20 protein-coding genes are annotated in these 23,160 nt (G+C 41.7%); 14 read left to right on the top strand and 6 right to left on the bottom strand.

The genetic code is table 11. The annotated features are described in order from the left end of the window. Nucleotides 1-21 precede the first annotated feature (21 nt). Entirely contained in the window at nucleotides 22-438 is a 417-nt protein-coding gene (locus QRN39_RS11590; RefSeq protein WP_284907307.1) for a hypothetical protein, read from the bottom strand. A 195-nt stretch (nucleotides 439-633) separates the two neighbouring features. Between QRN39_RS11590 and QRN39_RS11585 the strand changes: the two genes are divergently transcribed. Continuing rightward, the gene (locus tag QRN39_RS11585; RefSeq protein WP_044140840.1) at nucleotides 634-840 is read left to right on the top strand and encodes a hypothetical protein; all 207 of its coding nucleotides are present in this window, start codon (nucleotides 634-636) and stop codon (nucleotides 838-840) included. 46 nt (nucleotides 841-886) lie between these two features. Here the strand turns inward: QRN39_RS11585 and yumC are convergent, their stop codons facing one another. Next, the gene (gene yumC / locus QRN39_RS11580; RefSeq protein ID WP_003212844.1) at nucleotides 887-1,885 is read right to left on the bottom strand and encodes a ferredoxin--NADP reductase 2; all 999 of its coding nucleotides are present in this window, start codon (nucleotides 1,883-1,885) and stop codon (nucleotides 887-889) included. Nucleotides 1,886-2,276: 391 nt separating this feature from the next. Here yumC and QRN39_RS11575 point away from each other — a divergent pair, with 391 nt between their 5' ends. The 4 genes from QRN39_RS11575 to QRN39_RS11560 all read left to right on the top strand — a co-directional run bounded on the left by QRN39_RS11575 (nucleotide 2,277) and on the right by QRN39_RS11560 (nucleotide 4,894). Next, nucleotides 2,277-3,494, top strand: a complete 1,218-nt coding sequence (locus QRN39_RS11575) for an NAD(P)/FAD-dependent oxidoreductase (protein WP_161792789.1) — start codon at nucleotides 2,277-2,279, stop codon at nucleotides 3,492-3,494. A 128-nt stretch (nucleotides 3,495-3,622) separates the two neighbouring features. After that, nucleotides 3,623-3,748 carry a YuiA family protein gene (locus tag QRN39_RS11570; RefSeq protein ID WP_157957789.1) on the top strand — a complete coding sequence of 42 codons (126 nt, stop codon included), beginning with the start codon at nucleotides 3,623-3,625 and terminating at the stop codon, nucleotides 3,746-3,748. A gap of 81 nt (nucleotides 3,749-3,829) precedes the next feature. Beyond that, nucleotides 3,830-4,150 carry a YuiB family protein gene (locus QRN39_RS11565; RefSeq protein ID WP_003212933.1) on the top strand — a complete coding sequence of 107 codons (321 nt, stop codon included), beginning with the start codon at nucleotides 3,830-3,832 and terminating at the stop codon, nucleotides 4,148-4,150. Nucleotides 4,151-4,249: 99 nt separating this feature from the next. Further along, the gene (locus QRN39_RS11560) at nucleotides 4,250-4,894 is read left to right on the top strand and encodes a 3D domain-containing protein (protein ID WP_003212854.1); all 645 of its coding nucleotides are present in this window, start codon (nucleotides 4,250-4,252) and stop codon (nucleotides 4,892-4,894) included. Nucleotides 4,895-4,936: 42 nt separating this feature from the next. Here QRN39_RS11560 and QRN39_RS11555 read toward each other — a convergent pair whose 3' ends face one another. Beyond that, on the bottom strand, nucleotides 4,937-5,413 hold the full coding sequence (locus tag QRN39_RS11555) for a divergent PAP2 family protein (protein ID WP_003212726.1): 477 nt from the start codon (nucleotides 5,411-5,413) through the stop codon (nucleotides 4,937-4,939). Between the two features lie 325 nt (nucleotides 5,414-5,738). Between QRN39_RS11555 and QRN39_RS11550 the strand changes: the two genes are divergently transcribed. From QRN39_RS11550 to QRN39_RS11540, 3 genes are all read left to right on the top strand, one after another. Beyond that, the gene (locus tag QRN39_RS11550; RefSeq protein WP_050944058.1) at nucleotides 5,739-7,229 is read left to right on the top strand and encodes a leucyl aminopeptidase; all 1,491 of its coding nucleotides are present in this window, start codon (nucleotides 5,739-5,741) and stop codon (nucleotides 7,227-7,229) included. Nucleotides 7,230-7,370: 141 nt separating this feature from the next. Then, on the top strand, nucleotides 7,371-8,699 hold the full coding sequence (locus tag QRN39_RS11545; RefSeq protein WP_003212911.1) for a Na+/H+ antiporter family protein: 1,329 nt from the start codon (nucleotides 7,371-7,373) through the stop codon (nucleotides 8,697-8,699). 159 nt (nucleotides 8,700-8,858) lie between these two features. Beyond that, complete coding sequence (locus QRN39_RS11540; RefSeq protein ID WP_137054456.1) at nucleotides 8,859-9,635, top strand: sporulation protein; 777 nt, start codon at nucleotides 8,859-8,861, stop codon at nucleotides 9,633-9,635. A 65-nt stretch (nucleotides 9,636-9,700) separates the two neighbouring features. On the opposite strand, the gene QRN39_RS11535 is transcribed toward QRN39_RS11540, so the two are convergent. The 3 genes from QRN39_RS11535 to QRN39_RS11525 all read right to left on the bottom strand — a co-directional run bounded on the left by QRN39_RS11535 (nucleotide 9,701) and on the right by QRN39_RS11525 (nucleotide 12,889). Beyond that, entirely contained in the window at nucleotides 9,701-10,297 is a 597-nt protein-coding gene (locus tag QRN39_RS11535; protein ID WP_003212636.1) for a biotin transporter BioY, read from the bottom strand. A 115-nt stretch (nucleotides 10,298-10,412) separates the two neighbouring features. Continuing rightward, complete coding sequence (gene ald / locus QRN39_RS11530) at nucleotides 10,413-11,549, bottom strand: alanine dehydrogenase (RefSeq protein ID WP_061409499.1); 1,137 nt, start codon at nucleotides 11,547-11,549, stop codon at nucleotides 10,413-10,415. 110 nt (nucleotides 11,550-11,659) lie between these two features. Next, nucleotides 11,660-12,889, bottom strand: a complete 1,230-nt coding sequence (locus QRN39_RS11525; RefSeq protein WP_212045499.1) for a PucR family transcriptional regulator — start codon at nucleotides 12,887-12,889, stop codon at nucleotides 11,660-11,662. A gap of 404 nt (nucleotides 12,890-13,293) precedes the next feature. On the opposite strand from QRN39_RS11525, the gene QRN39_RS11520 reads away from it, so the two are divergent. The 6 genes from QRN39_RS11520 (at nucleotide 13,294) to essA (ending at nucleotide 23,146) form a co-directional block, all read left to right on the top strand. Then, nucleotides 13,294-13,587, top strand: coding sequence for a WXG100 family type VII secretion target (locus tag QRN39_RS11520; RefSeq protein WP_003213769.1), 294 nt, complete (start codon nucleotides 13,294-13,296; stop codon nucleotides 13,585-13,587). A gap of 95 nt (nucleotides 13,588-13,682) precedes the next feature. Continuing rightward, nucleotides 13,683-13,922, top strand: coding sequence for an ESX secretion system protein YukD (gene yukD, locus QRN39_RS11515; protein ID WP_003213579.1), 240 nt, complete (start codon nucleotides 13,683-13,685; stop codon nucleotides 13,920-13,922). A 14-nt stretch (nucleotides 13,923-13,936) separates the two neighbouring features. Continuing rightward, nucleotides 13,937-15,250, top strand: coding sequence for a type VII secretion protein EssB (gene essB / locus QRN39_RS11510; protein WP_284907305.1), 1,314 nt, complete (start codon nucleotides 13,937-13,939; stop codon nucleotides 15,248-15,250). Between the two features lie 51 nt (nucleotides 15,251-15,301). Further along, nucleotides 15,302-19,777, top strand: coding sequence for a type VII secretion protein EssC (essC, locus tag QRN39_RS11505; protein WP_284907304.1), 4,476 nt, complete (start codon nucleotides 15,302-15,304; stop codon nucleotides 19,775-19,777). Then, complete coding sequence (esaA, locus tag QRN39_RS11500) at nucleotides 19,774-22,671, top strand: type VII secretion protein EsaA (protein ID WP_284907303.1); 2,898 nt, start codon at nucleotides 19,774-19,776, stop codon at nucleotides 22,669-22,671. The genes essC and esaA overlap by 4 nt, the downstream gene beginning before the upstream one ends. Then, the gene (gene essA, locus QRN39_RS11495; protein WP_050944050.1) at nucleotides 22,661-23,146 is read left to right on the top strand and encodes a type VII secretion protein EssA; all 486 of its coding nucleotides are present in this window, start codon (nucleotides 22,661-22,663) and stop codon (nucleotides 23,144-23,146) included. Before esaA ends, essA begins: the two co-directional genes overlap by 11 nt. The last annotated feature ends 14 nt before the right edge of the window (nucleotides 23,147-23,160 follow it).

Genomic DNA, 23,160 nt, shown 5'->3' with positions numbered 1-23,160 from the left:
CACTCATCCAGTGTCTCTTTCTCATATTGCTTCTTCTATTTTCAACAGCTCTTTATCCAAGACATCCACCAGCTCTTGGGTGCTAAACATATAGATCACCACTTCTTTATTGCCATCTTCCACATGGACTTCAATCACAATTTTAATATTTGCTGGTTTTTCATGATACATTACTTCAAAAGTACCCACTTTTTTCGTTTCATTGTTTTTATTCATTTTTTGGACTTTAGAGAGTATCTGTTTGATTTCTTGATCACTCAAACCAGAATCTAAAACGGAAGTGGACACACGCTTTAAAAAAGGTTCTAGTTGATCAACATCAATATTCAGTCCTGCTGCGAACTGCGCATAATGTTTGTTATAGTCTTTTGCAAACAGCTCAACTGAGCCACCAATCATCAGTAACAAGATCAAACTGATCATGAAACGCTTTAACATCTTTCCACCTATCCTTCATTATGATCTTCTTCATTTCCTATATCGGTTGATCAGATAAAACCTTCATTCTCTCTTCAACAATTTATAAATCGCTCAATTTTGTTACAGCTTGCTCTCACAACTGGCTATTTCCACCCGAAAAGAGTATCATGAGAACCAAACATAAACTGTAGGTAGAAAAGAGGTTGCTGAGGTTTGAGTGAACAAATCAATTGCAGGAACTGTCATGAACTGATTCCGTATCGTTCTAAAACGTGTCCAGCTTGCGGGATTGAGAAGCCGCTTCCGAAAAAGGAACGTGTAAAAGATCGGGTGATTTTGGTTGTGGCAGGGATTGTTGTGGTGCTGCTTGCTGCAATGGTACTTGGAATGGCGAATGCCTATATTGGGATTTTTAAATAAACGAAAAAGGAGTTCCGCTAGTGGGAACTCCTTTTTTTGATTTCGCTTATTTGTTTTCAAATAAGCTTGTGGAATGAAGAGGCTGTACACGGGCTTTCGGGTCCATGTAGGCTTTCGCATTGTTGACAGCCGTTGGTGCTTCACCAAATCCGCTGGCAATCAATTTGACTTTTCCTTCATACGTACAAATGTCTCCTGCCGCATAGAAGCCTTCAATGTTTGTTTCCATTGTGGATTTCACGACGATCGAGTTCTTTTCGATTTCAAGACCCCATTGCTTAATTGGTCCAAGAGAGGAAACAAAACCGAAGTTGACGATCACGTCGTCCACATCAAGCACTTGTTTTTTGTCGCCTTTGACTTCTTCTAGCACAATCTGTTCAATGCGGTCTTCACCAATGAGCTCGGTTGGGACAAATGGCGTCACGACATTGACTTTCGAATTGTGCAGGTTTTCTACACTGTGCTCATGTGCACGGAATTTATCGCGGCGGTGAATAATGGAAACCTCTTTTGCGATAGGTTCAAGCATCAGTGCCCAGTCCACCGCAGAGTCTCCGCCGCCAAGAACAGCGACACGTCTGCCAGCAAATTGATTCAAATCATTAATGAAGTAATGCAGGTTGCTTCCTTCAAATGATTCTGCTGCATCTAGTTCAAGCTTTCTCGGTTGGAATGCACCGTTACCAGCTGTGATGATGATCGTTTTAGAATAATGAACCTCTTGATTTGTCACAAGTTTAAAGATACCATCTGCCTGTTTTTCAACTGTTTCAACTGCTTGCTCTAAGCAAATGGTTTGATCAAATTTATCCATTTGTTCCTTTAAGTTATCAATTAATTCTTGTGCGCGGATTTTTGGAAAACCAGCCACATCATAAATGTATTTTTCAGGGTAAAGAGCGGATAATTGACCGCCGAGCTGAGGAAGGCTCTCAATGATTTTCACACTTGCCTGTCTCATGCCACCGTAAAACGCAGTAAACAATCCTACTGGGCCGCCCCCGATAACGGTAATGTCATATACCTTAGAATCTTCTTGCATTCCTTTAATCCTCCCAAATGAAAATTGTTATCACTATATCATATCATACCACACATCGTCGTTTGACTTGTTTTGAAAAACTTGTCGTTTTTTGATGCCGAAGCTTTGAAAAAGAGGAAAAAGTGAGAAAGACCGTTTATCATAAGGATTTTCAGTTTAAAGCCTTGAAAATTGGATCAGAACTCGCTATTATTGTTAAGGGAACTAAATATTAATTTTTTATGAATTTTTGTCGGATACGGTCAAATGCTTTCGTTTTATGTAGGTGAAAGTTCAGATTTTCACATACTTATTTTTTTGTTTAAATTTCATAAAATGCCGCAAAGCGGTTGAGAATAACGATATGTAATTCTTTATCCGTTTTACAGCAAATTTAAAAAAGGTGGATGTGATTCCAGTGAATAAACCGAAAATCGTTGTATTAGGTGCAGGTTATGGCGGATTAATGACTGTAACAAGATTAACAAAACAGCTTGGCACAAATGATGCGGACATTACTCTTGTGAACAAGCATAATTATCATTACGAAACAACATGGTTACATGAAGCAAGTGCAGGTACACTTCATCATGACCGCTGTCGTTATCAAATCAAAGATGTGATTAACAGTTCCCGTGTCAACTTTGTACAAGCAACAGTTGAAAGCATTAATAAGGAAGAGAAGAAAGTCGTGACATCAGATGGCGAACTTTCTTACGACTACCTTGTTGTTGCGCTTGGTGCTGTTCCTGAAACATTTGGTATTGCAGGACTGAAAGAATATGCATTCTCAATCTCTAACATCAACTCTGCTCGTCAGCTTCGTGAGCATATTGAGCTTCAATTTGCGACGTATAATACGGAAGCTGAAAAACGTCCAGAGCGCTTGACAATCGTTGTCGGCGGTGCGGGCTTCACAGGTATTGAGTTCCTTGGTGAGCTTGGAAACCGTGTGCCTGAGCTTTGCAAAGAGTATGATATTGATCAAAAAGATGTGCGCATCATCTGTGTAGAAGCTGCACCAACAGCTCTTCCAGGATTCGATCCTGCATTGATCGACTATGCAATGAACTACCTTCAAGGTAAAGGCGTTGAGTTCAAAATTGGTACAGCGATCAAAGAATGTACGCCAGAAGGCATCATTGTTGGAAAAGACGATGATACTGAAGAAATCAAAGCTGAAACTGTTGTTTGGGCTGCTGGTGTACGCGGTAACCCAATCGTTGAAGAAGCTGGATTTGAAAACATGCGCGGACGCGTAAAAGTATCTCCAGATCTTCGTGTACCAGAAAATGATGATGTATTCATCATCGGTGACTGTTCATTGATCATCAATGAAGAAATCAACCGTCCATACCCACCAACTGCACAAATCGCTATGCAGCAAGGTGAAACAGTAGCGAAAAACCTTGCAGCACTAGTGAAAGGTGGTTCTCTTGAAAGCTTTAAGCCAGACATCAAAGGAACAGTTGCTTCACTTGGTGAACACGACGCTGTAGGTGTTGCGTTTGGTAAAAAACTTCAAGGAACAAAAGCTTCAGCAATGAAGAAAATCATCGACAACCGTTCTTTATTCATGGTTGGCGGACCAGGACTTGTTCTGAAAAAAGGAAAATTCAAGTTCTTCTAAACCGATATAGACAAAAACGTGTATCTCCGTGATACACGTTTTTTTTGACATATTTTCTTACTTGGTTATCGGCAGTAAAGTATGGTATGATAAATTATCAGAAAATTTAGATTAAGGGAGTGAGCAATATGAATGCACATACAAAAGAAAAGAAGTCCACCTGTCAATATTGTTCGGGGAAAGGATATTTTCAGCTATTGCTCGGCGGATCTGAAACATGTGAGGAATGTAAAGGGACAGGAAAGAAGCTTTAATCCATCTGCTTTTTCCATTGATTGACTTCATCTCTATTTCCAAGTTAAACTAATGATGGGATATTTGGGGGTGGAGATGAAGTGATCAGTTTACCAGTCGTTATTATTTCCGTTATTTTATTTTTCGTGTTATTCTTCGGCATTGGCTTTTTGCTCAATATGCTGCTGAGAATGTCATGGATTATGGCTATTTTATATCCAATTGTATGCCTTTTCATTATCAACAATCAAAAGATGATTGCTTATGTCAGAGAACCGGGCATCGCTTTTTCAGGAATAGGGGACCGCATTGTCTCTCTCGCAGCGGCTGATATCATTATTTTGTTAAGCGGTCTGATTGGTGCAATTGCATCAGGTTTTGTCATTAATGCACTTCGAAAAAGAGGGTATCAAATGTTTTAACTCACTTGTAGATAGGCAAGTGGGTTTTTTTGTTTCTCCTTTGCATAGTTTCCATTTTGTTTGGAAACAAATAGATGGGTAGAGGAGTGACAAATAAAGATGAAAACATGGATGAAACGATTGTTCATGACAGCCCTTTTTATGCTTGCTCTTTTGACAAGCTTTACGGGCATATCTGGAGTTGAACCAAGTGATGTAGCTGCCTGGGTGAAAGAGACTGATCCTGGCAAGCAAGTATCTTCTTTTTTCCAACAGCAAAAAAGAGAAACGATGGCACTCAAAAGTGATGACTTGCGGGCTATATCTCTCGAAGAAGCGTTCAATTGGAACGATTACCCGAAGCAAAAGGTTGTCGCCACAGGCTATACAGCAGGTGTGGAATCAACAGGTAAAACGAAGGAACACCATGCATATGGCATTACATATTCAGGCGTCAAAGTGAAACGTGATCTATATTCAACTGTGGCTGCGGACCCATCAGTCTTTCCGATTGGAACGGTGCTCTTTATCCCAAACTATGGCTACGGAGTGGTCGCAGATACGGGAAAAGCCATTAAAGGTCATAAGCTTGATTTATACTATGAAACAGTAGATGATGTGTATAGAGAATGGGGTAAAAAAGTGCTCGATGTGTATATCATCAAAAAGGGCGAAGGAACGTTAACGGAAAAAGACTTAAACCAGCTGAATGAAGCAAAATCAATGCAAGTATTCCGTCAGCAGTTTCAAGCCAATAAAGAATAAAAAAGCTTTGGACAAGTTTGAGGTCCAAAGCTTTTTTCGCTTCTACATGAAGTAATAATCTAAGATAAGTGTCAGCAAGATCCCTGTTAAGCCGCCAAAGAAGACTTCAATCGGCTTATGACCAAGAAGCTCTTTCAATTTCTTTTGCTTTTCTTTTTCTTCCGCACTCGGGAAATTCTTTGCTTCAGAAACAAATCGGTTAAAATCTGTTACCAGCTTGTTCAGTACAGTTGCCTGTTCTCCTGCCTGTCTGCGCACACCTGTCGCATCGAACATGGTAATAATCGCAAAGATGGCGGAAATCGCAAAGATTGATGTATTTAGCCCGTGCTCTAAAGCCACTGCTGTTGAGAGTGCTGTTACGGCTGCGGAGTGTGAACTTGGCATTCCGCCTGTGCTTGTAATGAGCGACCAATCTAGTCGTCTAGAAATGATAAATTGAATCGGTACTTTTACAAATTGAGCAAAAAAGATGGCTGCAAGGCTGGCAAGCAGCGGAAAATTCGTCAGTACGCTCATGAACAAGAAACATCCTCTCTGTAAGAAAAAATATCGTGCAAAATGGTGGACTGTGTACCCTAGTATGATGAAAAAATGATAGCAGATTCAAATGCTGCCAAGTCCATGTTCAATTATAACATTAAAGAAAGTAGATGTGGAACGAGGAGACGCGGACGGGCTGTACAAGTTTTCATCGCTTTTTCATGATGCCCTTCCGCGTGTGAAAATATAAATGTTCATCAAGTAAAGACAGACTGGCAATGATCGTATAGACCCGCAAATTTTGATATAATAGAAGTTCCAATGTGAAAAATGGAGTTCATTGAAGGAGCGTGTGATAAATATGTTTTTCTCGACAAATGAATGGCAACATAAAGATACACTGGCGATCGGACTTTTTCAAAAGAGCCAATTATCAGGAAAAGCAAAAGAAATGGATGAATTACTTGAAGGACGAATCACTGAATTATTAAAAGAAGGCGATATTTCATCTAAACGAAATCAGCTTTCGAAGTTTTTCCCATCCCCTGAAACAGGCATCAAACGCATTTATTTTGTCGGACTTGGGAAGGAATCAGATTACACGTTTGAAGAGGCAAAAGAAGGGTTTGCCCATTTATTTAAAAAGCTTCATCAAGATAAAAAGCAAGCGGTTTCGGTCTTACTGGATACGTTTATTGGAAAGGATCTGCCTGCCCAAGATGCAGCCCATGCCCTTTCTGAAAGCTGCCTTTTAGCTACATATGAATTACAAGATTTTAAACATAAAACAAATGAGCCGGATCGCTTCATCGAATTTGTTTATGCAATGACGGATCATGATACGACTGAAATTCAGGCAAGTCTGAAAGTGGGCGAGGTCTACGGACAGTCCGTCAATTCGGCTCGTACCCTTGTGAATATGCCGCCGAATATGCTCACATCCTCTGATCTGGCTTCGTACGCGGCAGAGCTTGCGTATAAATACGAATTTGAGATTGAAATTTTAGATAAAGAACAAATGGAAGAGCTCGGGATGGGCGGGATTCTAGCTGTCAATAGAGGCTCAACAGAACCACCAAAGCTCATCGTTCTGAAATATCAAGGCAAGGAAGAATGGACGGACGTGATTGGGCTTGTCGGTAAAGGCATCACATATGATACTGGTGGCTATTCGTTAAAGCCAAGAGCCAGTATGGTTGGGATGAAAACTGATATGGGCGGCTCAGCCTCTGTTTTAGGCGCTATGGAAATCATCGGTGAACTGCGCCCAGAGCAAAATGTCATTGCTGTTATTGCTTCGACAGACAATATGATCTCGGCTGACGCGATGAAACCGGATGACGTCATTGTGTCGCTTAGCGGTAAAACAATCGAAGTGCTGAATACGGATGCAGAAGGCCGTCTTGTTTTAGCAGATGGGGTGACATATGCGAAGCAGCACGGTGCCTCTGTTCTTGTAGACGTGGCGACATTAACAGGCGGAGTCATTGTGGCACTTGGAAATGAGACAACAGGCGTCATGACGAATAACGATGAACTGTATGCCCAGTTTAAAGAGGCATCAGAAGAATGCGGTGAAATGATTTGGCAGCTGCCAATCACTGAAAAAGATAAAAAGCGCGTACGAAACAGCAAAATGGCTGATCTCAATAACTCACCAGGCCGCGATGGTCATGCGATCATGGCAGGAGCTTTCATCGGTGAGTTTGCTGAGGATACGCCTTGGGTTCACTTGGATATTGCAGGAACAGCCACAACAGAAAAGCCTTCATGCTTTGGACCAACGGGGGCGACAGGTGTGATGGTACGGTCATTGGCCACATTTGTGGAACGATTTGAAGGAAAGAAATAAAGGATGAGGCTCTGCCAAATGGCAGGGCCTTTTTTATGTAGGTCAAACGCCATTTGACGTAGTATTTTTTCTATGGTAACATACGTTGGTACTTTAATTATCTACTACATTAGTAAACTAAAGGATTTCGGGGGTTTCACCATGAATGCAGTTGTTTTAGCGGTTGTTTTAATGTTGATATTAAGCTTGCTGCGGGTCAATGTGGTCATTGCCCTCGCACTTGGTGCTTTAGCTGGCGGACTTGCAGGTGGATTAGGCCTGGGAGGAACAGTGGAAGCCTTTACTGACGGGCTCGGAGGAAATGCGACAGTGGCAATTAGTTATGCGCTTTTAGGGGCATTTGCTGCGGCGCTGACAAAAACGGGTCTTCCAGATGCCATGGTTGAAGGAGCAGTGAAGCTTTTAGGAAAAGAAGGCGACTCAAGAAGAAAAACATTATCAAAAGTACTGATCATTCTTGTGATTTTGATCGTATCTTGTTTTTCACAAAACGTCGTTCCTGTTCACATTGCCTTTATTCCGGTCTTAATTCCGCCATTATTAAAAGTGTTTAACGAGCTTCAAATTGACCGTAGACTGCTAGCGTGTGTCATGACCTTCGGACTCACTGCACCATATATTTTACTTCCAGTCGGTTTTGGACAGATTTTCCACGGAATGCTCCGTGACAATATGAAGGATGCAGGTCTAGCTGTGAATTTAGCAGATATTCCATATGCCATGCTGATCCCTGTTGGGGGGATGGTGCTAGGATTGATTGTCTCTCTTTTCATGTATCGTAAGCCAAAAGTATATGAGGATCGCGATATTACAGATGTAGAGAAATCAGCGTATACGACAAAAAGTCTATTCTTTGCCGGTCTTGCCATTCTCGTGTCATTGATTGTCCAGCTTTATCTGTCTCAAAGCCTTGGCGTGGAAGGAATGATCTTCGGTGCACTCGCAGGACTGCTTGTCTTGTTTGTGACCGGAATGATGAAACGCGATGAAGCAGATCAACTGATTACATCAGGAATGAACATGATGGCATTTATCGGTTTTGTCATGCTTGTTGCGGCTGGATTTGCCAACGTTTTAACCAAAACAGGAGACATTGAAACGCTTGTTAAAGCATCTTCACAATTTATCGGCAACAGCCAAAGTCTCGCGGCCATTTTAATGCTGCTTGTGGGTCTGCTTGTGACAATGGGGATCGGATCATCATTTGCCACGATTCCAATTATTACGACCATCTTTGTTCCACTTTGTTTACACCTTGGATTTAGTCCAATGGCGACCATTGCCATTATTGGTTCAGCTGCGGCTGTTGGTGATGCAGGTTCACCTGCAAGTGACAGTACGCTTGGACCGACATCTGGATTGAACATGGATGGACAGCATCACCACATTTGGGGTACATGTGTCCCGACTTTTATCTATTATAATATCCCGCTTGTTCTATTCGGCTGGCTTGCAGCGATTATCCTGTAAGATGAAAAGCTTGTAGAGAAAACGATGATGTTTTTTCTATAAGCTTTTTTGTTGTTCACAAGCGAAAAAATAATTAGGACTAAAGTATGAATTAAATGAATCTTTCTTCCTCTATCTTACGTATATATGCTGATAAAAACGAAAAGGGGAAGATGAGAGATGTCATTTTTTAAAAAGCTAGCGGCAAGTGCAGGGATTGGTGCGGCAAAGGTAGATACCATTTTGGAGAAAAACACTTATTATCCTGGACAAGAGGTAAGGGGAACTGTCCATGCAAAAGGCGGGAAAATCTCTCAGGACATCCGCTATATCAATGTCAAGATTCAAACACAGTATGTGATTGTGAAAGATGATGAAGAGCATAGAAAATATGTGAATATCTTTACTTTACGGGTGACGGATTCTTTTATCATCCAGCCTGGAGAAAAGCATGAATTTCCGTTTTCATTTATTCTTCCTATCGATACCCCGATGACGATCGGAAAAGTAGAAATTGCAGTAATGACAGACCTTGATATCCAAGGAGGAATCGATAAATCTGACTATGACCGCATTTTCGTTGAAGCACATCCTTGGGTGAGAAATGTACTGGAGGCCACTAGAAATCTTGGCTTCCACCTGAACGAAGCGGACTGTGAACAAGCACCTTACTTCCAGCGTCGTCTGCCATTTGTTCAAGAATTCGAGTTTATTCCGACATCAGATGACTATCGTTATATGCTTGATGAATTAGAGCTGATTTTTCTGATAGATGAAGGCGGATTAGACATTGTTTTCGAAGTCGACCGCAGAGCAAGAGGACTCAGAGGGTGGCTTGAGGAGATGTATCATGATGGAGAACAGCTTGTGCGCTACCGCTTCAGTCCATCAGACCTTGAAGATGTAGAAGTGCTTGAAGGGATGCTAGAAGGAATCATTGACCAATACGCTGAATAATGATGAAAAAAGAGCCTGAATGAAGACAGGCTCTTTTCTATGCGACTTGTAGATGGTGTCTGCACTTATGATGCGGCTTGTTGTTTTCGAAAGGACGTAGCTTTTGAAACAGAGCGATAAATTTTAGGTGCCAGCATCGCAAGTAATATCGTCAATGCGTAATCTTTCACCATAAACCAGATCATAAAGAACCACGTGGTTTGATAAGAAATCGGGGCATTCAGCCACACATTTAATGCGAGGTACGTATAAGTCGTTCCGATCACATACATGACGGTCGTACCTGCAATAGCTGCAAGTAAAAAGCGGCCAAATCCAGGATTTTTTCTTTTTTCTAAAATGAATCCAGCTAGCCAGGCAGCAGGAATATACGATAAGACAAAACCACCGCTTTTGCCTAAAATCACCCCAAAGCCTGCTGAAAACTGTGCGAATACAGGTGCGCCAGCAATTCCGACCAAGGCATATACAATCATCGCTAAAGCACCAAGCCGTCTGCCGAGCAAAAGACCAGCAAGTACACAAAAAAATGGCTGCATCGTAAGTGGAATTCCGCCGACCTGTAAAAACGGCACAATGGATGTGATATTCGCTCCAATCGCCATGAGTGCAGCAAACATTCCGACTAGCACAAAATCAGCGGTTCTTGTTTTCTGTTGCATGATGTTTCCCCCTGTCTTATCTGTACAAATAGATTAAGGGGATGAAGGTTATTTGTCAACCTGTTTTTAATATTGGTTAACAATAAAACCCGCCCATCAAAAGGGCGGGTCTGTATTAAGCTTCTGTCATAGAGGACGCATCGATCGCTTGATGAACAGGTACATAATCATAGCCGAGATCACGAGCGACGGCTTCATATGTGATATGTCCGTTCATGACATTGACACCTTCTGCGATGGCTTTGTTTTCTTGAATGGCTTTTGCAGCGCCTTTATTAGCAATTTGCAGTGCGTAGGGAACGGTGACATTCGTTAAAGCAACAGTCGATGTCCGTGGTACTGCTCCAGGCATATTGGCGACAGCATAATGTAAAATACCGTGTTTTTCATAAGTAGGTTGATCATGTGTTGTGATATGATCTATGGTTTCGACAATGCCGCCTTGGTCAATGGCTACGTCTACGATGACGGAACCGGGCTTCATTTGCTTCACCATTTCTTCCGTCACAAGCGTTGGTGCTTTGGCACCTGGAATCAGCACCGCACAAATGAGAAGGTCCGCCTCACTGACTGAATCGGCGATATTGACAGGGTTAGACATTAACGTTTTCATTTGATGCCCAAATTGATCGTCCAGCTGACGTAATCGTTCTGCGTTTACGTCAATAAGAGTGACATCTGCGCCAAGTCCAATCGCCATTTTCGCTGCGTTTGTTCCAACAACACCGCCGCCTATAATTGTGACCTTCCCTCTTGATACCCCTGGTACGCCTGCGAGCAAGATGCCTTTACCGCCTTTTGGCTTTTCTAAAAATTGTGCACCGATTTGGGCGGCCATTCTGCCTGCCACTTCAGACATAGGTGTTAAGAGAGGGAGTGATTTTCCGTCCGTTACTGTTTCATAAGCAATAGCTGTGACGCCTTTTTGTTTTAAAGCTTCAGCCAAGGAGGGCTCTGCAGCAAGATGCAGGTACGTAAATAAGATGAGTCCTTCTCTGAAAAATGAATATTCCTCAGGTAATGGTTCTTTTACCTTCATGATCATATCAGAAGAAGCCCACACATCTTTCGCTTGATCAAGAATTTCTGCACCAACAGATACATAATCGTCATCAGTGAATCCGCTTCCAAAACCAGCGTTTGTTTCAATCAAAATCTGATGTCCAGCTGAAAGTAATTGAGAAGCTGCTCCTGGTGTTAATGCCACTCGGTTTTCATTGTTCTTAATCTCTTTCGGAATGCCGATGATCATGTTTATTCCTCCCATGCTTATCTATTCATATTGTATGTCTAGTGTATCCTGAATGTTTAAAAAATGCTTCGGTTGAAATAAAAAATAAAAAAACGCCTCTTTGTGAAATTTCACAAATGGACGTTTTTTAGCTTCATATCAAGGTATATGGTCATTTTCTCATTCATGTTTTTTAAATCGATTTCTGCAATGTCCGTAATGCGTTTTAATCTGTAATTCAATGTATTGATGTGGATGTTTAGTTGCTTTGCGGCAATATTGGCATTGCTGTCACAGTCAATAAACCGTTCAAGGGTTTCGACTAGGTTGGAATGATGCCTCAGGTCGTAATCTTCCAGCTTTGATAAAGAGTAACTGGAGTAAGATGAGCCCCTTCGTTTTTCAGCGAGGACATCTAAATATTGATAAATACCAAGCTCAGAAAAACTGTGTAAACGTTCGGTTTCAACAGGGAAGCGCTCTTTTGTTTTTAATACAGCCAGTGCTTCTTTATAGGATGGCTGAATATGAGAGATGTTATCGTAAATTCCACCAATCGCTGCTTGAACGTGATGGATATGATAACGATCAGACAGCTGCTGCAGCATGCCGCTTGTGAATTGTTTAATATCCTGCAGTGGGTGCTCTGTTTTTGGTGAGACAAGAATAATGAATTCGTGAAAATCAACAGTCGTTAACAGCACTTGGACTTGCTGTGTTGTTTCAAGCAGATAAGATAGCTTTTTTTCTGTGTCCTCTGTGAGTTCGTCACGAAGTCGGAAGATGATGATGGCATACGTGTCTGGACATCTGATGCCGAGTCTTAAAAATAGGTCGAGCATCTCATCCTTTTCATGAATATGACCTGTGAGCATCTTCCAAAAAAGCTCCTGATTGCGTTCTTCTGTTTTCGTTTTGCGAATTTGTAAGTTAAGTAATTTGTTTTTAACAGCATGTGCTGCCATCTTCAGAAGGTCCATTTCTTCTTCTGAAAAAGGCTGTGTGGATTCAATCGCCCAGATAAATCCGAGTACTTCTTTGTCCTTCCAGATTGAAATGGCAACCCTGCTAGATAAACCCACCTCTGCAATTTGAGGGACACGAAGCGGTTCGTCTGTTTTAAGGAGTGTAGGAATGATGCCGTCTTTCCAAAGCCGATTAATGACTTTTTCCGGTACACGGCGGGAGATAATGGTTGAAGTTCTGGCGGGATCAGTAAAATCATTATGTGTGCTATAAGCCAGCAATCGATGATGCGTATCTTCTATAGTAATAGGGCAATTGAGCACATCACTAATTTGGTCTGCCACATCCTCTAAACGATCAAGACTATACTTAAATGGATCTGTCTTTTTTGTCATAAAAACCCCTGCTTTTTCGAATATTTCACGTACTTACATTATGAAGAGAAAGCGGTCCGTAAATCAATAACAAAATGCCATAAATTAAAAAAAGAGATCGCTATGAGAAGCGAGCGTATCATGCTGAAAGAAGGCGAAAAAGAAATAGTACAATAATAACGTAGTAATAAATCAATAGGCGGAAAGATTCAGTGAGGTGTGTCTACACTTATTAAGAATATATGACCAAAAAAATGTTAAATACTAGATAAAAAGCGAAAATACAGTAATTCTATAGACTCATTTTGTAAAATAAAAACAGATTTGTTTGACTGTGTATCATTTCTGTTTTTATAATAATAACGTCAAAAAATAAGTGGATTAGCCCATTATATGGCGGCTATGCACGGGAGGTAATGAGGAATATGTCAGGAATTATTCGCGTAACCCCAGAAGAACTAAGAGCGACCGCTAAGCAATATGGTGTTGAAAGTCAAGAAGTGTTAAACCAAGTTGATCGTCTAAATAGAATGATCTCAGATTTAAAAGGAATGTGGGAAGGTGCTTCTAGTGAAGCATTTGCTGATCAATACGAGCAGTTAAAGCCTTCATTCATCAAAATGTCTGATCTATTAACAGATGTCAGCAATCAGCTTGATCAAACGGCAAATACACTTGAAAGCACTGACCAAGACATCGCTAGCCAAATCCGCGGCTAATCAAAGGGATTTCCTTTCTAAGTGTGAAAAGCAGAAAAAGCGCCGAGTCTGTCAATGGATGCCGGCGCTCTTTCTATTTTGTGAGGTGGAAATTTGTGTATATCGATATTACCATCGACTTAAAAAATTATGATGGCAGTGTGTTTGATTTGAGACTATCAAATTATTTACATATTAAACAAGTCATCCATATCGCCTGGCAGGCAAAACAAATCTCACTTCCTAAGCGAGAAGGCGGCTGGGTGCGAGTAGTCAATAAGAAAGCTGTGTTTTCAGGCGAATATAAGCTGTCAGACTGTGGAATCACCACAGGAGACAGGCTGGAAATACTATGAAAGGACTTTTGTAAATGGCAGATAAAAAGAGTTCCTATTTAGAAGAACAATTAGAAGCAGTGATGAAAAAAGAGGGCGGAACCTACAGCTTCATTTTTCAAAGAGAGACCATTAAACTCTTAGACGGTTTAGAAGCGGCACCGATCAAAGACATCAACCCTTCATTCAAAAAAGAGATTCAATTAACTGAAGATGAGGTCATTATTTCGATTCAACCGCCTCCTGCCTATCAGGAATTTCGTTTCATCCATGCGAAGGATGAAAAAAGCAAATGGATTTTTTCATACCAGCTTGTCGATGCAGTGTGCAAACACGACGTGAAGCGGCTGCATCCTATTGTTTCTCCTGAAAACATTGTTTTTCATCAAGGCTTAGCTACTGCATTTTTGCATTACGGCGTCAAAGAAAGCATCCCGCCATATGAAACGGATGAGCATCGTCTGTTAAAAGAGGTCAAAGCCGTCATTCTTCGAGTGGTGGACCATGAATATCAGTTTCAAGAATATGTGGCTTACAGCGAGACACTGAAATTATCTGAACTGGCAAAAGAGATCAGCGAAACGCAGTCTCTGGAAGAATTGTCTGCCCTGATTCAGCAAAAGATCGAAGCGATTGAAACGAAAGAGAAAACGCTATTGACCATTCCGAAAAAGAAATGGAAGGTCGAACGATATATCGGACTAGGTCTGCTTGTCCTATTAATCCCAGCATTGGTGTACACCATTTACACCTTCTTTTTTGCGATGCCGAAACAAGAAGCGTATGTCGAGGCAAACAAATATTATCTCAACAAACAGTACAGCCAAGTGGTGGATACGTTAAAAAAATATTCAGCCAATCAAATGCCGGTCTCTCTTCAATATGAACTGGCCATTTCGTATGTACAAACAAATCAAGGCAACCTGTTACTCGATCAGCATAAAAAAGAAATCACAGATACATACACATTACAGACTGATTCGCAATATTTCCTTTTCTGGATTCATATTGGACAAGGCAATAGCAAGGAAGCACTTGATATTGCACGGGTACTTGGAGACGACCGGTACATATTTACGGCACTCGTCGCCTACCGCAACGACATTCAAAACGATGACAGTCTTTCTGCGGAAGAAAAACAAAAACAGCTAGATCCGATCATTAAGGAAATGGCGAAATATGAAGAAAAAGAAACAACGGAGACAAGCACCAATGACTCCTCAGGCGCAAGTCAAACAGATGAAACAGCTGAACAAAAAGAGCAGTCAAAAGCCGATCAAGAGAAAAAAGAGAAAGAATCTGAAGCGAAAAAGAAAACCTCTCAGACGAAAAAAGATGAGAAAAAATAATTCTTTCGATACAACTGACAGTTGGTGCTGTCCCATGAGGAGGTGGAGCGTTTGAGTCTTCTTTGGGTTTTTTATGAGGAGGATTATCAAACCGTCCGTTTAGACGAGCAGTTCAATCGAGAAGCTGTGATTGGACCTGAAATAGAGCATACGGTGACAATCCCTTCACTTTCGTTTGATGAAGGGGTCATCCGTTTAACTCCTGATGAACCGAATGATGGCTTTTCCATTTATCAGGGTGAAGAGAAGAAAGGCACATTACTTCCACATGAACCATATAAGCTTGGTACACTGACACTTGTTTTAATGGAAGCACATCATGATCAACACATTTATTACCTAGGAAATAGAGTCGAGCTGTCTTTTTCACGTGAGAACAAAGGTGATATTGATGTGTGGAAAGAACAAGCGCATTCCATGTTTCAAGATGCGAGCCAATTTACTTTGGAGAAAATCGAAGGAACTTGGTATGTCATGCCTCAGGACGAAACGATTTATGTGAACGGGCAAAAAATTCACGGTCCAGAGACAATTGATGCTGGAGATGAGCTGTTCTGGAACTTCCTAACGGTGACATTGAAAGAGGATGATTTATTGCAGGTGACTGCATATGAACCATTTCAAACACGTTTGGAAAAAACAAGAGCACCAAGCACAGAAACAAAACAAAAATATCCTTTATATAGACGAACACCGCGTTTAATTTATGATCTGCCAGATGACCGGGTTTCCTTTAGCTTTCCTTCGCAGGAGAGTGAAAATAGCAGCAGAGGGCTTTGGCTTGTTGTCCTCCCGCCGCTTGTGATGCTTCTTGTGATGGGAATTGTCGCTCTTGTCCAGCCGCGCGGGATCTTTATTGTCGTGTCGATGGCGATGTTTATCATGACGTTAATCACATCGTCTGTTCAATACTTTAAAGAGAAATCACAACGCAAAAGAAGGGAAGAGAAACGGCAGCGAGTCTATTCTCTTTACTTAGAAAATAAACGAAAAGAGCTGCAAGAGCTCTACGACCGCCAGCAATATATTTTGACGTATCATTATCCATCATTTGAACAAATGAAGTATTTAACGTCAGAAATTAGCGGCCGAATTTGGGAAAAAACACTGATGAGTGATGATTTCTTGCAGCTGCGTCTTGGGACGGGCGCAGTCCCGTCAAGCTATGAACTATCGATGAGCGGCGGCGATATGGCCAATCGTGATATCGATGAATTAATGGAACAAACGCAGCACATGCAACAGGTCTATCGTGAAGTAAAGGATGTACCCATCACATTCGGTCTTGCCGATGGCCCAACTGGATTGATTGGAAAGCCCGCCATTGTGAAAAAGGAGCTTCATCAGCTTGTCGGACAGCTTGCTTTCTCGCATAGCTATCACGATTTGAGATTTGTTTTTATCTTTCATGAGCAGGAGTATGAGAAGTGGGAATGGATGAAATGGCTTCCGCATTTCCAGCTGCCTCATACATACGGCAAAGGGTTCATTTACAACGAACAAACACGTGATCAGCTGTTGTCCTCGATTTATGAAATTTTACGTGAGCGTGATCTAGAAGAAGAAAAAGAGAAAAAAATCTTTACGCCTCACTTTGTGTTTATCGTGACAAATCATGAGCTCATTGCGGAACATGTGATTTTAGAATATTTAGAAGGCAGCCGAACGGACCTTGGCATCTCCATTATTTTTGCTGCTGAAACAAAAGAAAGCTTAGCTGAAAATATCTCGACGCTTGTCCGTTATATTAACGAGGAAGAAGGAGATATTCTCATTCAGCACAAGAAAGCCGTCCGAATTCCATTTCAGCTTGATACACATGAGCGCGGGGACAATGAGCTGTTTGCCAGAACGCTGAGAACATTAGATCATCAAGTTGGCATGACCAATTCGATTCCTGAAACGGTCTCCTTCCTTGATCTTTTTCATGCCAAACAGGTAGACGAGATTGGCATTCGTGAAAAGTGGCTCACATCAGAAACGGCCAAATCACTCTCTGTGCCAATCGGTTATAAAGGGAAAAATGACATTGTGGATCTGAACCTACACGAAAAAGCACACGGTCCGCACGGCCTGTTGGCGGGAACAACAGGATCAGGGAAAAGTGAATTTTTACAGACGTACATTTTATCGCTCGCTGTACACTTTCATCCGCATGAAGTCGCTTTCCTATTGATTGACTATAAAGGAGGCGGAATGGCGCAGCCGTTCCGGAATATTCCTCATTTACTTGGCACGATCACCAATATTGAAGGCAGTAAGAACTTTAGTGAAAGAGCGCTTGCCTCAATTAAAAGTGAATTGAAGAAAAGACAACGCTTGTTTGATCAATATCATGTGAATCACATCAATGATTATACGAAGCTCTATAAGGAGAAAAAGGCTGAACAGGCAATGCCTCATTTATTTTTAATCTCTGATGAGTTTGCAGAATTAAAAAGTGAAGAGCCGGACTTTATTAGAGAGCTTGTCAGTGCTGCGCGTATCGGCCGAAGCCTCGGGGTTCATCTCATTTTGGCTACCCAGAAGCCAGGCGGAGTCATCGATGATCAGATTTGGAGTAACTCCCGCTTTAAGGTCGCACTAAAAGTACAAGATGCGTCAGACAGTAAGGAAATATTGAAAAATAGTGATGCGGCGTCCATTACCGTTACAGGCCGCGGCTACCTACAAGTGGGGAACAATGAAATATATGAATTGTTCCAATCAGCTTGGAGCGGTGCGCCTTATATGGAGGATGGCTACGGATCAGAAGATGACATTGCCATTGTGACTGATACTGGACTTATTCCGTTATCAGGGGTGAGCACAGAGCCGGCTGTGAAAAAAGAGACAGTGTCGGAGATTTCTGCTGTTGTGGATGAAATAGAACGTATGCAGCAGGAGCTTGGGATTGAGAAGCTCCCAAGTCCATGGCTTCCACCGCTCGAAGAACGGATTCCAAAATCACGTTACGCGTCAAGTGAAGAGCATGTCTTCCATTTTGCGCTTGTCGATGAGCCAGATCAGCAAAGCCAGCATCCACTTTCTTATCAAATGATGGAGGATGGAAACATTGGGATCTTTGGTTCCTCCGGCTACGGAAAATCGCTTGCTGCAACAACACTGCTCATGAGCTTTGCGGAGAGATATTCACCGGAAGAATGGCATGCGTATATTTATGACTTTGGAAACGGAACATTGCTTCCGTTAGCCAAACTGCCGCACACGGCGGATTATTTCTTAATGGATCAAATGAGAAAGATTCAAAAGTCGATGACGCGTCTGCGGGAAGAGGTTGAATACCGCAAGCGTTTATTCAGGCAGCAAGAAATGAGTCATATCAAAATGTACAACGCCTTAAATGAGAAAAAGCTTCCATTCATTTTCATCGTGATCGACAACTTTGACATTGTCAAAGACGAAATGCATGAACTTGAATCTGAATTTATCCAGCTGAGCCGTGATGGTCAATCATTAGGAATTTACTTCTTGATTACAGCGACTCGGGTAAACGCAGTCCGTCAATCTCTTATGAACAACTTGAAAACAAAGGTCGTCCATTACTTAATGGATCAAGGAGAGGCGTACTCGATTATTGGCAGACCGAAATTTAGCTTAGAGCCGATTCCAGGACGAGTCATTATCAACAAAGAAGAGCTTTACTTTGCACAAATGTTCCTGCCAGTTGAAGGAGAGAACGACCTCGAGCTGTTTGAGCATTTGAAACAAGAGATCCAGCTTCTTCATGATCGCTTTGCATCAGCTGAAAAACCAAAACCTGTACCAATGCTTCCTGATAAACTAACCATTTGGGAGCTAGAAAGTCGCTTAGAAGAACAAAAACAGCCGTATGACATTCCAGTCGGACTAGATGAGGAATCTGTTGCTCCTGTTTACTTTGACTTGAAGAAGAATAAACACTGCCTCATCATCGGTCAAACGCAGCGAGGGAAAACAAATGTGACAAAACTGATGCTTGATCAGCTATTAGCAGCAAAACCTGAGAAGCTAGCCGTCTTTGATTCGATTGATCGGGGTCTCTCTCATTATGCAAAAGAAGAGAACATTGATTACCTTGAAACAAAAGGTGATATCACCGAATGGGCTGAGGAAATAGACCGTTTATTCAAGGTGCGTGAAGAGATGTACGTCGAAGCTGTGCGCCGGGGAGAGACTGATCAGTTGTCGTTCTCTCAAATTGTGCTTGTGATTGATGGCATTACGCGTTTTCAGCAGACGATCGACCCGCGCCTTCAAGATCAATTGGCTGATTTCATGAAGTCATATGCACACCTAGGCTTTAGCCTGATCGCATCAGGAAATCATACCGAATTCAGTAAAGGCTATGATGCACTCACAAACGAAATCAAACAAGTTCGTCATGCTATGTTACTCATGAAAAAATCAGAGCAAAACATCATACCGCTTCCGTATGCAAGACAAGAACCAGATATTCAGCCAGGCTTCGGGTATTTGGTTGAAAACGGGAAAGAGAAGAAAATCCAGGTTCCTTTATGTGCGGTAGAAAGGAAGAGTGTTCAATGACAGAGCAGCAAAAAAGCTCCATCAAAATCGTATCAACCATGATATTGATTCTGGTTCTGCCGATTTTATTTTTCCACCTTATTGGAGATGATCCGGCAAAACAGAAAAAGAATGCCACACGTAATATTGCTGTGGTCAATGAGGATATGGGAGCGAGCGAAAGTGAAAACACCGCTCGTTTCGGACAGGATGTCGTGGCCGCATTATCAGAGCGTCCAGATTATACATGGACCGTAGTGAACCGCAGTGCGGCGGAAAATGGACTGAAAAGCAGAAAGTATGACGCTGTCCTCTATATTCCGTCTGATTTCTCTAAAAATGTGCTGAGCTATGATAAAGATCATCCTGAAAAGGCATCCATTCAATTTTCCATTCAAGATCAGCTCAATTCAGTCAATAAAGAGAAAGTGCAAAGAGAGCTGGAAAATGCGCAAAAGAAAATGAATGAACAGATGTCAACGTTATACTGGAGCTTTGTATCACAGGAAATCGGCAATGTCAGAGAAGAGTTTGAGCATATTGTCGGTAAAGAAGTCGAATTCCAAAACACGATGTATAACTTCTATAAGCCGAACTCAAACAAACTATCAGACGCTGTTCAGCAGCAGAAGAAACAAATAGAAGAATTAAAAAATGCGATGGCCGATTCGCAGAAACAATATAAAGATGGTCTGAGTACAACAGAAGAAGCAAAGAACCAGTTAAAGGGCTTTGTGAAAGTAGTCGATCAATACCAGCAGTATCAAGACAAACAAAAGGACCTCCTGATCAAAGCGCAATCAACAAACCAAAAACAAATCCAGCAGGGGCTCAAACAGCTCGCTGATATCCAAAACCAAAATGCCCGCAGCTTTAGTGATCAAATGGGTGGACTCAAAACAGACATCAACGGCGTACAAAGTCAGCTAAACACAACGGACAGCGCCATCCAATCTGTTCACAAGTCAAGAGAGGACGCTATTCCTAAGCAATCGACGGGATTAACTAAGCTTGTTCAGGAGTCTCAGGAAGAACTGATTAAAAAGTATGAAGAGCGTTACTTAGAAGACTATCGAAATAAGATATCAGCCTTGCAGACAAAGCTATTGGCTAAACGGCAAGAGTTGATGGATGAGCCTGAGCCGCCAGTTGATTCTGAAGATGACGGGCCATCAGATCAAGATGATGAAAACCCAGAAGAGATTGGGATTAACCTAGATGAAGAAACAAATGAGCTCTCGCAAATTTCAATAGAAATGAACGACCTTGCGGATCAATTAGGAGAACAAGAGACACCGCCTTCGACCGGAGATGGGGAAGAAGGTGAAGCGGGCGAAAATCCTGCTCAGCCAGATACCGGCAACAAGAATTCATCGCAGGATGACCTAAAAGCACTCTCAACCCGCTTAGATGAAGTGAAAAAGAAAATTCAAGAAAAAGCTTCCGCTCATAATGACGAATTGAAAGACAAAGTGAGTCAAATGAGTAAAGAGCTTGAGAAACTTACGAAAAAAGTAGAAAAGCTTGAAAAGATGTTCCTATGGTTACAAGATCGATATAATGTGATTCCAAATGAAATCAAAAATCAGGAGTCCACTATTTTAAGCAAAGTAAAAGAGCTGAAGCGCAGAAACTCACCGATTGGTGAAGCTTTTAATGACAATCTTTTTGAGAAAAAGTTCGAAACAAAATCAACAAGAACTAAAAAATTAATGGAGTATTCCAATCAACTCTCTCAGCTAGAGCTGATGATCGCAAATGTCTATCAACCATCTAATAACTCTTCTTTATATGACGCAAAAGAAGAGAATATCCAGTCCATCCTCTCCATCAAAAAAGAGGAAACAGAAAACTGGGATACGCTCAAAAAACAAATGCTGACGTCAAACGATGATGTGTCTACTTTTATTGATGAGATGCAGAAGTTTTCAGATGGCTATGCAGAATACATTTCGACTCAGCAGGCAAGCATGGAACAGGAATTAAACACAATTTCTGAAAGTGCGGACAATGTTGCGAAGCAAATGGCTGATCAAGGAGATGCAGTGTATACGGCAGACCTTGCAGGCAGTTCTATTGTTGTCAGTGCACAGGATTCAATTGGTCAGGAAGTGCTTCGACTTTCTGAAAATATGAGTTCGTTAACCGACCGCCAAAAAGGGGTGGCGGATTATACGAATAACATTGAAGAGAGTGTGACAACGGTCCAAGAAAAAGCGGATACGCTGAATGAAAACTGGAGCAAGAATGTTCATTCCACGAAGCTTGTTCAGCAAGATTTGAAAGGTATTTTAGGAAACACATTAAGCGATCAAGGCAACAGCAACTATGTGTATAATCACTTAGCCAATCCGCTGAAAATTAGCGGTGATGTACCAGAAGAAAAAACGCAGACTGTACCGCCAGTGGTTATTTTGGTCATTGTGATGATCAGTAGTTTGTTAATTGGCTTTTTCAGCTCGTATTATGCGGCAGCTCCGATGCTGGTTAAAGGTGCACTGTTTGGCATCTTAAATCTATTAGTCGGACTCATGATCAGCTTGTTCGGACTGAACATTTACAAGCTTGCAGATGATCAAGCGATTCAGTGGTCCATTTTCACGATTTTACTATTAGTGGCTTGTTCCGCCTTTATTCGCACGGCGTTCCTTTTCGGCTCTATTGCCGGATGGATGGCAGCAACGGCGCTTATTTTCTTCTTTGTCGCACCATTAATTGATTTGGTGATGCCGAATTTCCATTTCACAAATCCAGTGACAGACGTGTACCTGTCCATCCAATATGGAAATGGAGATCACTTTGGAATGGGTGTGATAGGATTAGTGATTTTAACTGTCCTCTTCATGGCCATCCCGCTTGTGACAAAGCTATGGAAAGATAAAACGGAGGAACGTGATGTGACTCATGAGGCTTAATCTGTTCGTGAAAGGGATGGCACTTGGTGTCATGTCCCTTTTTCTCCTCATTCCTGCTGCTTTCGCTGCTGGTGAAGATACGGATACAAATGTCAAGCCGAATGAATATCAAGAAAAAGAACTCAATATTAACTCAAGTATATTGAGGGATCAAACGAAATACGAACAAAGCAAAAAGACATCAACAGTTAAAACAGACATTCATTTTGCTGAACCGCCTAAAACTCCGGGAGGGTCTCTTTCTCCGCAGCTTTTCAGTGATCTAAAAGAGAATCCGCCCAAAACATCAGCTCACATGATGGAAGAGATGAATATCTCTTTTCGTGATGCCGCTGTATCGGCACCTTCTGGAGATGATTATGAGAAGCAGTCATCCGCACTGCTTCCGATCATCTTTGGTTTCTTAATCGTCTTTGGCATCGTTGTGATGGTCATTCTAATTCCAAAGGTGAATGTGAAGGCTGAGAAGAAATAGCCTGTCTCTTTAAA

The sequence above is a fragment of the Bacillus sp. lyk4-R2A-2 genome (assembly GCF_030209735.1).
In the GTDB taxonomy this organism is placed as follows: domain Bacteria; phylum Bacillota; class Bacilli; order Bacillales; family Bacillaceae; genus Bacillus; species Bacillus pumilus.
This window is presented reverse-complemented; position numbering and strand designations above follow the sequence as displayed.